Raw genomic sequence first — 13,519 nt, forward strand, 5'->3', positions numbered from 1 at the left:
GGCGACGAAGATTATGCGCCCGGAACGAAGTGCTTCTGCGCCGTACCGCGAGCAATCAGGCGGGAGATGTAGTCGAGCTTCTGCGCGTCCTGGTCGACGAAGCGGAAGGTCAGTTGCAGCCAGTCGCTGTCGGGTTTCGGCTCGTGGGCAACGACGGCGTGCAGGTAGCCGTTGAGGCGGGCGATTTCGGCGTTGTCGCCCTGCTCCAGATCGAGCACGGCGCTATCGAGGATCTGCGGCAGGGTGTCGGTGCGTTTCACCACCAGCAGCGCTTCCTTGATGCTCAGGGCCTTGATCACGCATTGCTGGGTGCCGCTTGGCAGGCGCAGTTGACCCTGACCGCGACCGCCGGCCGGAGCGCTGGAGGCTGCCGGGGCTTTCACCGGCGGGCTGTTGAGCAGGCCACGCTGTGGCGCGGCGGCAGGTGCCGGGGCCGCAGCGGCAGGCTTGGCAAACGGATTCACTGCCGCAGCCGTCGGTGCGGAACCAACCACGGCAGCCTTGCCGCCGGTCAACGCGCTCAGAGAGTCGTTGCCGAACGCCGAGTTCATCTTGGTCGGGGCGCTGTTCATCAGGGTGTCGAGCTTGCCGACCTTGTTCAGGGCCTGCTTGACCTTGGTCAGCAGTTGCTCGTTGGTGAACGGCTTGCTGACGTAACCGGTAACACCGGCCTGGATCGCCTGCACGACGTTTTCCTTGTCGCCCCGGCTGGTGACCATGATGAATGGCATGGTCTTGAGGTTGTCCTGCTCACGGCACCAGGTCAGCAGTTCGAGGCCGGACATTTCCGGCATTTCCCAGTCGCACAGCACCAGGTCGAACGCTTCCTTGGCCAGCATGGCCTGGGCCTTCTTGCCGTTGATGGCGTCCTCGGTGCGGATCCCCGGGAAGTAATTACGCAGGCACTTTTTCACCAGGTCACGAATGAACGATGCATCGTCCACGACCAACACACTGATCTTGCTCATCCAACACCCCTATTAAAATCCCGGCAAGCATAACGCTGGCTGATGGCACATTGCCAAAACTCTTCAGTCACGCCGGGACTTTTCGTTCGCGGGTGCTGCTTTTTAATTCGGTTCTGCCCATGAAAAGCAGAAACAAAAACGCCCGGCCAAAGGGCCGGGCGCTTTTCTCAGGCAATCTTACTTATCGTCAGCATCGCCCGGAACATTAGCGGTTTCGCCACTTGTCCCTTCAACTTCTTCCTTCATGCGCTTGAGGCCCATGTGGCGCACATCGGTGCCGCGCACCAGGTAGATCACCAGCTCGGAGATGTTGCGCGCGTGGTCGCCAATGCGCTCCAGCGAACGCAGCACCCAGATAATGCTCAAGACCCGCGAGATAGAGCGCGGGTCTTCCATCATGTAGGTCGCCAGTTCACGCAGGGCGGTCTTGTATTCGCGGTCGATGATCTTGTCGTACTGCGCCACCGACAACGCCAGATCGGCATCGAAGCGGGCAAAGGCGTCGAGCGCATCACGCACCATGTTGCGCACCTGGTCGCCGATGTGGCGAACCTCGACGTAACCACGCGGCGCTTCGCCTTCTTCGCACAACTGGATCGCACGACGGGCGATCTTGGTCGCTTCGTCACCGATGCGCTCAAGGTCGATCACCGACTTGGAGATGCTGATGATCAGACGCAGGTCGGAAGCCGCCGGCTGACGACGAGCCAGAATGCGCAGGCATTCTTCGTCGATGTTGCGTTCCATCTGGTTGATCTGGTCGTCGATCTCGCGTACTTGCTGGGCCAGGCCCGAGTCGGCCTCGATCAGCGCGGTGACCGCGTCGTTGACCTGCTTCTCGACCAGCCCGCCCATGGCCAGCAGGTGGCTGCGCACTTCTTCCAGTTCGGCGTTGAACTGCGCGGAAATGTGATGAGTGAGGCCTTCTTTGGAAATCATGCGTTCGCTCCGAAAAAGCGTTTAACCAAGAGCTGCAAGCTACGAGCTGCAAGCTGTTATGTGGTGTTCCCTGCCGCATCGCTTCTAACTTGCCGCTTGAAGCTTGCCGCTTGCAGCTGTACGGCTAGCCGTATCGCCCTGTGATGTAGTCTTCGGTCTGCTTCTTGGCCGGATTGGTGAACAGGGTATCGGTGTCGCCGAACTCCACCAGTTTGCCCATGTACATGAACGCCGTGTAGTCGGACACCCGCGCCGCCTGCTGCATGTTGTGGGTCACGATGACGATGGTGAACTTGGATTTGAGTTCGTAGATCAGCTCTTCGACTTTCAGGGTCGAGATCGGGTCGAGGGCCGAGCACGGTTCGTCGAGCAGCAGCACTTCCGGTTCCACGGCGATGGTACGGGCGATCACCAGACGCTGTTGCTGACCACCGGACAGACCGAGGGCCGAGTCATGCAGACGGTCTTTGACTTCGTCCCACAGGGCCGCGCCTTTCAACGCCCACTCGACGGCTTCGTCGAGGATGCGCTTCTTGTTGATGCCCTGGATGCGCAGGCCGTAGACCACATTTTCGTAGATGGTTTTCGGGAACGGGTTAGGCTTCTGGAACACCATGCCGACCCGGCGACGCAGCTCGGCCACGTCTTCGCCCTTGCGGTAGATGTTATTGCCATACAGGTTGATCGCGCCTTCGACGCGGCAGCCGTCCACCAGGTCGTTCATGCGGTTGAAGGTGCGCAGCAGCGTGGACTTGCCGCAGCCGGACGGGCCGATGAAGGCGGTCACGCGCTGTTTCGGAATGTTCATGCTGACATCGAACAGCGCCTGTTTCTCGCCGTAGTAAAGGCTCAGGCCCGGCACTTCGATGGCCACGGTTTCCTGCTCGAGGTTCAGGCTCTGCTTGTCGCGGCCCAGGGCAGACATGTTGATGCCGTGGGTATGTGTTTCGTGCTGCATGGGTCTCACTCCGTTCGTAGCTGCAAGCTTCTAGCTGCAAGCTGCAAGTTTGAGCAAAAGCGGCTTGTAGCTTGTAGCTTGCCGCTTGTGGCTAATGGCTTTAGCTGTCTAGAGCTTTGTACTTCTCGCGCAGGTGGTTACGGATGTACACCGCCGACAGGTTCAGGGTGGCGATCACCAGTACCAGCAACAGCGCAGTGGCGTATACCAGCGGCCGCGCGGCCTCGACGTTCGGGCTCTGGAAGCCGACGTCGTAGATGTGGAAGCCCAGGTGCATGATCTTCTGATCCAGGTGCAGGTACGGGTAGTTGCCGTCCACCGGCAGCGACGGCGCCAGTTTCACCACACCCACCAGCATCAGCGGCGCCACTTCACCGGCGGCGCGAGCCACGGCGAGGATCATGCCGGTCATCATCGCCGGACTGGCCATCGGCAGAACGATCTTCCACAGGGTTTCAGCCTTGGTCGCACCGAGGGCCAGCGAGCCCTCACGCACGGTGCGCGGGATACGTGCCAGACCTTCTTCGGTGGCCACGATCACCACCGGCACCGCCAGCAGCGCCAGAGTCAACGAAGCCCAGAGCAGACCCGGCGTACCGAAGGTCGGTGCCGGCAGCGCTTCCGGGAAGAACAGACGGTCGAGCGAACCACCCAGCACGTAGACGAAGAAGCCCAGACCAAATACGCCGTAAACAATGGCCGGAACACCCGCCAGGTTGTTCACCGCGATCCGGATCACCCGGGTCAGGGTGTTCTGCTTGGCGTATTCACGCAGGTACACCGCCGCCAGCACGCCGAACGGGGTCACGATCATCGCCATGATCAGGGTCATCATCACGGTGCCGAAGATCGCCGGGAAAATCCCGCCTTCGGTGTTCGCTTCACGCGGGTCGTCGGACAGGAATTCCCAGACCTTGCTGAAGTAGAAACCGATCTTGGTGAACGTACCCATCGCGTTCGGCTGGTAGGCGTGAACCACTTTGCCCAGGCCGATTTCGATTTCCTTGCCGTTGGCATCACGAGCGGTCAAGGCGTCACGGTTGAACTGCGCGTGCAGGTCGGCCAGACGAGCCTCGATGTCCTGATAGCGGGCGTTCAGCTCGGCGCGCTCGGATTCCATGTCCGCTTGCGCGATGGCGTCGAGTTTGCCTTCCAGCTCCAGCTTGCGACCGTGCAGACGGATGCGCTCGAGGCCGGCGTTGATCGCACCGATATCGACTTTTTCCAGAGTCTTGAGCTGGGCGGCAAGTTTGTTCACGCGATCGATCCGCGCTTGCAGCTCAGGCCAGGCGGCTTCGCCTTCGGCGATCACCTTGCCGTCCTGTTTGACGTTGACCAGGTAGCCGTAGAAGTTGCCCCACTCACGACGCTCCAGCGCCATCAGTTCCACCGGCGTGGTCTGGTTGGTCAGCCACTCGCCGACGATCCAGGTGAAGTCGTTGCCGTTCAGGTCACGGTTGCCGACCTTGATCAGCTCGCGGGTCATGAATTCCGGACCTTCGTCCGGCACCGGCAGGCCGGCGCTCTTCAGACGGGCGCGCGGCACTTCTTCTTTCTGCACCACCTCGCCCACGACCAGATGCTGGCCCTGGCCCGGTACGTCATAGCTGGCGTGGATCAGATCCGCCGGCCAGAAGTGACCCAGACCGCGCACGGCGATCACCGCCAGCAGGCCAATGGTCATGATGACCGCGATGGACACCGCGCCGCCGCTGATCCAGACGCCGGGGGCGCCGCTCTTGAACCATCCTTTCAGGGAGTTCTGTTTCACAGACTTCTACCTTTGCTTAAAGCGACGAGTATTTCTTGCGCAGACGCTGACGAATCAGTTCCGCGAGGGTGTTCATGACGAAGGTGAACAACAGCAGCACCAGCGCCGAGAGGAACAGCACGCGGTAGTGGCTGCCGCCGACTTCCGACTCCGGCATTTCCACCGCGACGTTGGCGGCCAGGGTGCGCAAGCCTTCGAACAGGTTCATTTCCATGACCGGGGTGTTGCCGGTGGCCATCAGCACGATCATGGTTTCGCCGACCGCACGACCCATGCCGATCATCAGCGCCGAGAAGATGCCCGGGCTGGCGGTCAGGATCACCACGCGAGTCATGGTCTGCCAAGGCGTGGCACCGAGGGCCAGCGAGCCCAGGGTCAGGCCGCGCGGCACGCTGAACACGGCGTCTTCGGCGATCGAGTAGATGTTCGGGATCACCGCGAAACCCATGGCCAGACCGACCACCAGGGCGTTGCGCTGGTCGTAGGTGATGCCCAGGTCGTGGGAGATCCACATGCGCATGTCACCGCCGAAGAACCAGTTCTCCATGAACGGGCTCATGTACAGCGACAGCCAGCCCACGAACAGGATCACCGGGATCAGCAGCGCACTTTCCCAACCGTCCGGGACTTTCAGGCGGATCGATTCAGGCAGGCGGCTGAAGGTGAAACCGGCGATCAGGATGCCGATCGGCAGCAGCATCAGCAGGCTGAAGATGCCCGGCAGATGCCCTTCCACATACGGTGCGAGGAACAGGCCGGCGAAGAAGCCGAGGATCACCGTCGGCATCGCTTCCATCAGCTCGATCACCGGTTTGACCTTGCGGCGCATGCCCGGGGCCATGAAGTACGCGGTGTAGATCGCCGCGGCGACGGCCAGCGGTGCAGCCAGCAGCATCGCGTAGAACGCGGCTTTCAGGGTGCCGAAGGTCAGTGGCGACAGGCTCAGTTTCGGTTCGAAATCGGTGTTGGCCGCAGTCGATTGCCAGACGTATTTAGGCTCGTCGTAGTTCTCGTACCAGACCTTGCTCCACAGCGCGCTCCACGAGACTTCCGGGTGCGGGTTGTCGAGCAGCAACGGTTGCAGCTTGCCGCCGGCTTCGACGATCACACGGTTGGCGCGCGGCGACAGACCGAACAGGCCCTGGCCTTCGACCACTTGATCGACCAGCAAGGTGCGGTGCGCGGTGCTGTGGAACACGCCGAGCTTGCCGCTGGCATCCAGGGCCAGGAAGCCCTTGCGACGTTCTTCGGCGGAAATTTCAACGATCGGCGTGGTGCCCATCTGGAAGGTGCGGATCTGCTTCAGGCGCAGCTCGCCATCGGTGTCGCGGGCCATGAACCACTGGGCCAGGCCACCTTTGGAGTCACCGACGATCAGCGAGATACCACCGACCAGTTGCGTGGTCGCAGTGACTTCAGCGTCAGCGTTTTCCAGCAGTTTGTAGCGACCGTTGAGGCTCTTGTCGCGCAGGCTGAACACGTCGGCCTGCGCACGTCCGTTGACCACGTACAGCCACTGCTGGCGCGGGTCGACGAAGATGTTTTTCACAGGTTCAGTCATCTGCGGCAGATCGATACGCTTCTGCTCGTTGGTGACTTCGCCGGTCATCATGTTTTCTTCGCTGGTCAGCGACAGCACATTGAGTTGCGAACCGGTGGAGCCGACCAGCATCAGGGTCGAATCGGTGGCATTGAGGCTGACATGCTCCAGCGCACCGCCGCTTTCATTGAGTGCGATCGGTGTCTCGCCGTACGGGTACTCAATGCCCGGGGTGATGGTTTTCTTGCCGTCCGGGTAGCTGACTTTATAGGTGTGACGGAACACCAGCGCCTGGCCGTTGGACAGGCCCACGGCCACCAGCGGATGGCCCGGCTGGTCTTCGCCGATGGAGGTCACACTGGCGCCTGCCGGCAGGGGCAGATCGACGCGCTTCAATTCAGCGCCACTGTCGATGTCGAAGAACAGCGCCTGGCCCTTGTCGGAAACGCGCATGGCCACCTGATTCTGCTCTTCGAGCGAAATCATCAGCGGCTTGCCGGCGTCCTGCATCCAGGCCGGGGTGATTGCATCTTTCGCAGTCAGGTCAGCACCTTTGAACAGCGGCGCGACCACGTAGGCGAGGAAGAAGAAGATCAGGGTGATGGCTGCCAGTACCGCCAGACCGCCGACGAGGACGTACCAGCGGGTGAAGCGATCCTTGAGCGCGCGAATGCGGCGCTTGCGTTGCAACTCAGGCGTATTGAAGTCAATGCGCTTGGGAGGGTTCGTAGTCATTTTGGAATTGGCCAGATCATTCATGCGCACACCCTAGCGATCCTGTATGACAGAAAGATGACAATGCAGTGACGCACCAAATCCGCCGCCAGCAGGGCACTGGCAGTGGATAGAAGAATTCGGGGAGTGTGGGGGCCGGGCCGCTTGCGGGCCGGGCCCCACACGGGAGTCAGGCGGGGTTCACCCCTGACTCAGTTTGTTACTTTTTTGCGACTTCAGCGCCGCCTTCCTGCAGACCCAGGTCAGCCAGTGCTTTTGCAGCAACCTTGGCTGGCAGCGGGATGTAGCCGTCTTTCACGACTACTTCCTGGCCCTGTTTCGACAGAACCAGTTTCACGAACTCGGCTTCCAGCGGGGCCAGAGGCTTGTTCGGGGCCTTGTTGACGTACACGTACAGGAAACGCGACAGCGGGTACTTGCCGTTCAGGGCGTTTTCTTCGGTGTCTTCGATGAAGTCAGTGCTGCCCTTCTTCGACAGAGCAACGGTTTTCACGCTGGCGGTCTTGTAGCCGATGCCCGAGTAACCGATGCCGTTCAGCGAGGAGCTGATCGACTGCACGACCGAAGCCGAGCCTGGTTGTTCGTTGACGTTAGGCTTGTAGTCGCCTTTGCACAGGGCTTCTTCTTTGAAGTAGCCGTAGGTGCCGGATACCGAGTTGCGACCGAACAGTTGAACCGGCTTGTTGGCCAGGTCGCCGGTCACGCCCAGGTCACCCCAGGTTTTCACGTCGGTCTTGGCGCCGCACAGACGGGTGGACGAGAAGATCGCGTCAACCTGTTCCATGGTCAGGTGCTGGATCGGGTTGTCCTTGTGAACGAAAACAGCCAGGGCGTCCACGGCAACCGGGATAGCGGTTGGCTTGTAGCCGTATTTCTGTTCGAAGGCAGCCAGTTCGGTGTCCTTCATCTTGCGGCTCATCGGGCCCAGGTTGGAGGTGCCTTCAGTCAGCGCAGGTGGCGCGGTGGCGGAGCCAGCGGCCTGAATCTGGATGTTTACGTTCGGGTATTCTTTTTTGTAGTTCTCAGCCCAGAGGGTCATGAGGTTGGCCAGGGTATCGGAACCGACGCTGGACAGGTTGCCCGACACACCAGTGGTCTTGGTGTAGCTCGGGATAGCAGGGTCAACAGCGGCAACCGCGTTGGCAGTCGCAACGCCAGCAGCGACAAAAGTCATTGCCGCCATCAAACGCTTCAGTTTCATGCCTTACTCCTAGCAGATAGGGTGTGTTAAGTCGGGGCCAAGTATCAGCAGGCCGTGTGAACACTCTATGGCTGAAATATGACAATTGGATGAAAGGCCAGCATGTCGTGACAGATCGTTCCCACGCTCTGCGTGGGAACGCCGCCATGGACGCTCCGCGTCCGCTTCAAGACGTGACGCGGAGCGTCACAGGATGCATTCCCACGCGGGAGCGTGGGAACGATCAGTGTGAGGTGGCTTAGCGACCTTTGCTCCACAACCACGCGCCGACCAGGATCCCCATCCCGCACAGCACCGCCACATAGTAGGCAGGCCCCATCGCGCTTTCTTTCAGCAGCAGGCTGACCACCATCGGCGTCAGGCCACCGAAGATCGCGTAAGCGACGTTATAAGAGAAGGACAGACCGCTGAAGCGCACCACCGGCGGGAACGCTTTCACCATGACATAAGGCACCGCGCCGATGGTGCCGACCAGAAAACCGGTCAGCGCATACAGCGGGAACAGCCAGTTCGGATGATCGGCGAGGCTGTGATAGAAGGTCCAGGAACTGGCCAGCAAACCCAGGCAGCCGAACACGAACACCCGACCGGCACCGAAGCGATCGGCCAGCGCGCCGGAAATGATGCAGCCGAAGCTCAGGAACACGATCGCCAGGCTGTTGGATTGCAGCGCGGTGGTCGGCGAGAAGTGATAGACCGTTTGCAACACGGTCGGCGTCATCAGGATCACCACAACGATACCGGCGGACAGCAGCCAGGTCAGCAGCATCGACACCGCGATTGCACCGCGATGGTCACGCAGCACGGCGCGCAACGGCACCTCTTCGGCCAGCGCCTTGCGCTGTTGCAGTTCGGCGAACACCGGAGTTTCGTGCAGCCAGCGGCGCAGGTAGACCGAGAACAGACCGAAAACGCCACCCAGCAGGAACGGGATTCGCCAGGCGTAATCCGAAACTTCCGTTGGCGTATAAATGCTGTTGATCGCGGTGGCGACCAGCGAACCGAGGAGGATGCCCGCCGTCAGGCCGCTGGTCAGGGTGCCGCAGGCGTAGCCGATGTGCTTGCCGGGTACGTGTTCGGAAACGAAGACCCACGCCCCCGGCACTTCGCCGCCAATCGCCGCGCCCTGAATGACGCGCATCAACAGCAGCAGAATCGGCGCCCACAGGCCGATCTGGGCGTAGGTCGGCAGCAGGCCCATGATCAGGGTCGGCACGGCCATCATGAAAATGCTCAGGGTGAACATCTTCTTGCGCCCCAGCAGGTCGCCGAAGTGCGCCATCACGATCCCGCCCAGCGGCCGCGCGAGGTAGCCGGCGGCGAAGATGCCGAAGGTCTGCATCAGGCGCAGCCACTCGGGCATGTCGGCCGGGAAGAACAATTTGCCGACCACGGTGGCGAAGAACACGAAGATGATGAAATCGTAGAACTCCAGCGCGCCCCCCAGGGCCGAAAGCGACAGAGTCTTGTAGTCATTGCGGGTCAACGGTCGTGCGGGTTGGTCGGGCTGCGCGAGGCTCGAGGGCGCTGTGGTCATGGCAAGGTCTTCTCTTATAGTCGGATCTGCCGCCACAACAACGCTGGCTGTGGCTCGGGCAGGTTCGGCACCATAGCAAATTGTTCGAAAAAGCACATAGAGGCGCGTATTTGCCGGTCGAAATCAGAACCGGACGGTCGTCGCGGAGTCTACCGACCGATATACTCGCAACCTTGCTCCGGTTTGTAAGGGGTTGCTGTGCGAAAACGTCGTTGGCCCGACCCTTGCTCGGGATTAGCCGGTTTCGCAGAGTTTCTCCTTAGGCGCCTGATGGAAAACGTGACGAACGTAGTATGTTCGGTGCTGAATCGTTTTTCCCGAAGACGGCTACCACCAGCAATACCCAACGAAGAGTCACGGGTCAGAGGCACCCCCGGCATGATAGAGCTCGAACAAGAAGATCCGATCCCGCAAGGCGACCTGGCCCTGCAAATCACCGCGCTTCCCCGCGAAACCAACGGCTTCGGCGATATTTTCGGCGGCTGGCTGGTGGCGCAGATGGACCTGGCCGGCACTGCCATGGCCAGTCGTGTTGCCGGCGGCCGTGTTGCGACCGTCGCCATCGATCGCATGGCGTTTCTGGTGCCGGTGGCTGTCGGCGCGCAATTGTCCTTTTACACCCAGACCCTGGAAATCGGCCGCAGCTCGATCCAGATGATGGTCGAGGTATGGAGCGACGATCCGCTGTCCAGCGAGTGGCGTAAAGTGACCGAAGCGGTGTTCGTGTTCGTTGCCATCGATGGCAGCGGCCGCACCCGTTCGGTTCCGCCACGCGCACGTTAAACCTCGCGGCCGTTTCACGGTCGATAGTCGTCCAAGTTGCTGATCGAGAGTTGTCCCATGAACACGCCCAACGTTGAAGCCGTGAAACTGGATGAACTGAACTGCTGGCGCATCCGCCACGGTCAGGCCGAAGTGCTGGTGGCCCAGCAAGGCGCGCACATCCTCAGTTATCAGGTGGACGGCCAGCCGCCGATCATCTGGCTGAACGACAAGGCCATGTTCAAGACCGGCCAGAGCATCCGCGCCGGCGTGCCGGTGTGCTGGCCGTGGTTCGGCAAGTTCGAACGCAACCCGCAGAGCGTGCAGGTGATGCGTGTCAGCGAAGAACCGGCCGCCGCCCACGGGTTTGTCCGGACGATGGATTGGGAGCTGGGCGGTATTGAAACCGAAGGTGAAAGCCTGAAGGTGGAGTTCAAGCTGCCCTACCCTGAAGGCGGTTTTCCGGGCTGGCCGCATCAGGTCGATCTGACCCTGACCCTGCGCCTCGACGATCAACTGCACATCAGCCTGACCAGCCACAACCGTGGTACAGACAGCGTCAGCATCAGCCAGGCATTGCACAGCTATTTCGCCGTCAGCGATGTGCGCAACGTTCGCGTCGAAGGTGTGGATGGCCTCGATTACATCGAGACTCTGGATGACTGGAAAACCCACACCCAGCAAGGCGACCTGCGTTTTGCCGGGGAAACCGACCGTATCTACCTCGACGTTCCGCCGCAACTGAGCATTGTCGATCCGGCCTGGGAACGGCGCATCGTGCTGACCGCTACCGGTTCACGCACGGCGGTGATCTGGAACCCGTGGATCGACCGCGCCGCCGCGCTCAGCGACATGGATAACGACGGCTGGCAGCGCATGCTGTGCATCGAGACGGCGAACGTGATGAGTGATGTGATGACTCTGGCGCCGGATGCCGGTCACACAATGGGTGTCAGTATTGGCAGCGAGCCGCTCTGAAAACAAAAAACGCAGCCCTGAGGCTGCGTTTTTTTTTGCGGCTCTGAATTACAGATCCGATTCCTGCACCACCCGCACCTTGTCCGCTTCCAGCGCGTACGCCGCATCGGCCAGGTCATTGCTGACCTTCTCGATCTTCAGCGTGCCGGTCACCCACAGCGGCGTGTAGATGTCATCCAGCTTCAAGCCTTTTGGATAACGCACCAGCACCAGTTGATTCGGTGGCGGTGGTGGTACGTGGATGCACGCGCCCGGGTACGGCACGAGGAAGAACAGTGTGCTGCGGCCCTTGGCGTCGGATTCCAGCGGCACCGGATAACCGCCGATGCGGATGTGCTTGTCGTTCATCGACGCCACGGTCTTGGTCGAATACATCACCGCCGGCAAACCTTTGGCCTGCTTCATCCCGCCTTTCTGGGTGAAGGTGCCGGTGGCTTCCGGGGAGTTGTGGTCGATTTCAGGCATGGCCTCGAGGGCTTTCTGGTCCGACTTGGGCATCAGTTCCAGCCAGTCGGTTTCCGGCAGTTCGCCGGCGTGGGCCAGACCGCTGCCCAGCAAAAGGAGAGTCAACAGAAGACGGCGCATGAAGGTGCTCGGTAAAGGATGCTCGAAAAGGGAGGGGACGCTGAATCGCCGAGCATTTTAGCCCTCCCCGCCGGATTGGCGGAGAGGACTTTGTCGCTTTGAATCAGTTCTTTTTGATCAGGCCGTAGATCACCAGCAGCACGATCGCGCCAACCAGCGCGCCGATGAAGCCGGCGCCCTGACCCGCCTGATAGATGCCCAGGGCCTGGCCGCCGTAAGTGGCTGCCAGCGAACCGCCGATACCGAGCAGGATGGTCATGATCCAGCCCATGCTGTCATCGCCCGGTTTCAGGAACCGCGCCAGCAAGCCGACGATGAGGCCGATAAAGATGGTTCCGATAATTCCCATGGCATTTCCCTCTGAATGGTAGATATGCGATGAAGCCTAGCCAGACTTTCGCATCCTGCCATCAGAGAACGGCGGCCCCGCAATGGTTCCGCCGCTGCCGGATGAAACTGTCGTTACTCGGCGATCAGCGCTTCGACCTTGAGGATTTGCTGCTCGAGGGTCGCCTTGTCCTTGCAGCGCAGGTTGGCGTGACCGACCTTGCGCCCGGCCTTGAAGGCCTTGCCGTAGTGATGCAGGTGGCAATCGTCGATGGCGATGACCTTCTCGACCGGCGGAACAACGCCGATGAAGTTGAGCATCGCGCTCTCGCCGACCTTGGCGGTCGAACCCAGCGGCAGACCGGCAACGGCCCGCAGGTGGTTTTCGAACTGGCTGCACTCGGCGCCTTCGGTGGTCCAGTGCCCGGAGTTGTGCACGCGCGGGGCAATTTCGTTGGCCTTGAGGCCACCGTCGACTTCAAAGAACTCGAACGCCATCACGCCGACGTAGTTCAGCTGCTTGAGGACGCGGCTGGAGTAGTCTTCAGCCAGGGCCTGCAGCGGGTGATCGGAACTGGCAACCGACAGCTTGAGAATGCCGCTGTCATGGGTGTTGTGCACCAGTGGATAGAACTTCGTCTCGCCATCGCGGGCGCGCACGGCGATCAGCGACACTTCGCCGGTGAATGGCACGAAGCCTTCCAGCAGGCAAGGCACGCTGCCCAGCTCGGCGAACGTACCGACCACGTCTTCCGGCTTGCGCAGGACTTTCTGACCCTTGCCGTCGTAACCCAGGGTGCGGGTTTTCAGCACAGCAGGCAGGCCGATCGAAGCGACGGCGGCGTCCAGGTCGGCTTGCGACTGGATGTCGGCGAACGCCGGGGTCGGAATCCCCAGGTCCTTGAACATGCTCTTTTCGAACCAGCGGTCGCGAGCGATGCGCAGGGCTTCGGCACTCGGGTAGACCGGCACGAATTGCGAAAGGAACGCCACGGTTTCCGCCGGGACGCTTTCGAACTCGAAGGTCACCAGATCGACTTCATCGGCCAACTGGCGCAGGTGATCCTGATCGCCGTAATCGGCCCGCAGGTGTTCGCCCAACGCGGCGGCGCAAGCGTCCGGCGCAGGGTCGAGGAAAGCGAAGTTCATGCCCAGCGGGGTGCCCGCCAGGGCCAACATGCGACCCAACTGGCCGCCACCGATTACACCGATCTTCAT

The 13,519-nt window shown here is 61.1% G+C and carries 12 protein-coding genes; 2 read left to right on the forward strand and 10 right to left on the reverse strand.

Annotated elements, in window-relative coordinates; translation table 11 throughout:
* Positions 1-11: 11 nt before the first annotated feature.
* The 7 genes from EIY71_RS08695 to EIY71_RS08725 form a co-directional block, all read right to left on the reverse strand.
* Positions 12-968 carry a response regulator gene (locus EIY71_RS08695; RefSeq protein ID WP_064379783.1) on the reverse strand — a complete coding sequence of 319 codons (957 nt, stop codon included), beginning with the start codon at positions 966-968 and terminating at the stop codon, positions 12-14.
* A 177-nt stretch (positions 969-1,145) separates the two neighbouring features.
* On the reverse strand, positions 1,146-1,907 hold the full coding sequence (gene phoU / locus EIY71_RS08700) for a phosphate signaling complex protein PhoU (RefSeq protein WP_007954334.1): 762 nt from the start codon (positions 1,905-1,907) through the stop codon (positions 1,146-1,148).
* Between the two features lie 124 nt (positions 1,908-2,031).
* Positions 2,032-2,865 (reverse strand): phosphate ABC transporter ATP-binding protein PstB, encoded by an 834-nt coding sequence (gene pstB, locus EIY71_RS08705; protein ID WP_007954333.1) that lies wholly within the window; start codon positions 2,863-2,865, stop codon positions 2,032-2,034.
* Positions 2,866-2,965: 100 nt separating this feature from the next.
* Positions 2,966-4,636 (reverse strand): phosphate ABC transporter permease PstA, encoded by a 1,671-nt coding sequence (gene pstA, locus EIY71_RS08710; protein ID WP_134021382.1) that lies wholly within the window; start codon positions 4,634-4,636, stop codon positions 2,966-2,968.
* Between the two features lie 16 nt (positions 4,637-4,652).
* Positions 4,653-6,686, reverse strand: a complete 2,034-nt coding sequence (locus EIY71_RS08715; RefSeq protein ID WP_178083782.1) for an ABC transporter permease subunit — start codon at positions 6,684-6,686, stop codon at positions 4,653-4,655.
* 424 nt (positions 6,687-7,110) lie between these two features.
* Positions 7,111-8,112, reverse strand: a complete 1,002-nt coding sequence (locus EIY71_RS08720; protein ID WP_007954316.1) for a phosphate ABC transporter substrate-binding protein PstS — start codon at positions 8,110-8,112, stop codon at positions 7,111-7,113.
* Positions 8,113-8,350: 238 nt separating this feature from the next.
* Entirely contained in the window at positions 8,351-9,649 is a 1,299-nt protein-coding gene (locus EIY71_RS08725) for an MFS transporter (RefSeq protein WP_085747947.1), read from the reverse strand.
* A gap of 378 nt (positions 9,650-10,027) precedes the next feature.
* Here EIY71_RS08725 and EIY71_RS08730 point away from each other — a divergent pair, with 378 nt between their 5' ends.
* Both EIY71_RS08730 and EIY71_RS08735 read left to right on the forward strand, forming a co-directional pair.
* Positions 10,028-10,432 carry an acyl-CoA thioesterase gene (locus EIY71_RS08730; RefSeq protein WP_003229628.1) on the forward strand — a complete coding sequence of 135 codons (405 nt, stop codon included), beginning with the start codon at positions 10,028-10,030 and terminating at the stop codon, positions 10,430-10,432.
* Between the two features lie 57 nt (positions 10,433-10,489).
* On the forward strand, positions 10,490-11,389 hold the full coding sequence (locus tag EIY71_RS08735) for a D-hexose-6-phosphate mutarotase (RefSeq protein ID WP_085747948.1): 900 nt from the start codon (positions 10,490-10,492) through the stop codon (positions 11,387-11,389).
* 48 nt (positions 11,390-11,437) lie between these two features.
* On the opposite strand, the gene EIY71_RS08740 is transcribed toward EIY71_RS08735, so the two are convergent.
* The 3 genes from EIY71_RS08740 to EIY71_RS08750 all read right to left on the reverse strand — a co-directional run bounded on the left by EIY71_RS08740 (position 11,438) and on the right by EIY71_RS08750 (position 13,519).
* A complete protein-coding gene (locus EIY71_RS08740) occupies positions 11,438-11,974 on the reverse strand; it encodes a DUF3299 domain-containing protein (protein WP_064379774.1) in 537 nt (178 codons plus the stop codon).
* Positions 11,975-12,077: 103 nt separating this feature from the next.
* Entirely contained in the window at positions 12,078-12,323 is a 246-nt protein-coding gene (locus EIY71_RS08745; RefSeq protein ID WP_003229635.1) for a GlsB/YeaQ/YmgE family stress response membrane protein, read from the reverse strand.
* Positions 12,324-12,436: 113 nt separating this feature from the next.
* Positions 12,437-13,519: a 5-(carboxyamino)imidazole ribonucleotide synthase gene (locus EIY71_RS08750; RefSeq protein ID WP_085747949.1), complete on the reverse strand. Its 1,083-nt coding sequence runs from the start codon at positions 13,517-13,519 to the stop codon at positions 12,437-12,439.

The organism is Pseudomonas sp. CH235, from assembly GCF_004368175.1.
Classification (GTDB): Bacteria; Pseudomonadota; Gammaproteobacteria; order Pseudomonadales; family Pseudomonadaceae; genus Aquipseudomonas; species Aquipseudomonas paraglycinae.

What these genes read in the sequence shown, in the direction of transcription:
- EIY71_RS08695 (WP_064379783.1), bottom strand. Translation starts at nt 968, where the DNA reads ATGAGCAAGATCAGTGTGTTGGTCGTGGACGATGCATCGTTCATTCGT.
- phoU (WP_007954334.1), bottom strand. Translation starts at nt 1,907, where the DNA reads ATGATTTCCAAAGAAGGCCTCACTCATCACATTTCCGCGCAGTTCAAC.
- pstB (WP_007954333.1), bottom strand. Translation starts at nt 2,865, where the DNA reads ATGCAGCACGAAACACATACCCACGGCATCAACATGTCTGCCCTGGGC.
- EIY71_RS08715 (WP_178083782.1), bottom strand. Translation starts at nt 6,686, where the DNA reads ATGCAGGACGCCGGCAAGCCGCTGATGATTTCGCTCGAAGAGCAGAAT.
- EIY71_RS08720 (WP_007954316.1), bottom strand. Translation starts at nt 8,112, where the DNA reads ATGAAACTGAAGCGTTTGATGGCGGCAATGACTTTTGTCGCTGCTGGC.
- EIY71_RS08725 (WP_085747947.1), bottom strand. Translation starts at nt 9,649, where the DNA reads ATGACCACAGCGCCCTCGAGCCTCGCGCAGCCCGACCAACCCGCACGA.
- EIY71_RS08730 (WP_003229628.1), top strand. Translation starts at nt 10,028, where the DNA reads ATGATAGAGCTCGAACAAGAAGATCCGATCCCGCAAGGCGACCTGGCC.
- EIY71_RS08735 (WP_085747948.1), top strand. Translation starts at nt 10,490, where the DNA reads ATGAACACGCCCAACGTTGAAGCCGTGAAACTGGATGAACTGAACTGC.
- EIY71_RS08740 (WP_064379774.1), bottom strand. Translation starts at nt 11,974, where the DNA reads ATGCGCCGTCTTCTGTTGACTCTCCTTTTGCTGGGCAGCGGTCTGGCC.
- EIY71_RS08745 (WP_003229635.1), bottom strand. Translation starts at nt 12,323, where the DNA reads ATGGGAATTATCGGAACCATCTTTATCGGCCTCATCGTCGGCTTGCTG.
- EIY71_RS08750 (WP_085747949.1), bottom strand. Translation starts at nt 13,519, where the DNA reads ATGAAGATCGGTGTAATCGGTGGCGGCCAGTTGGGTCGCATGTTGGCC.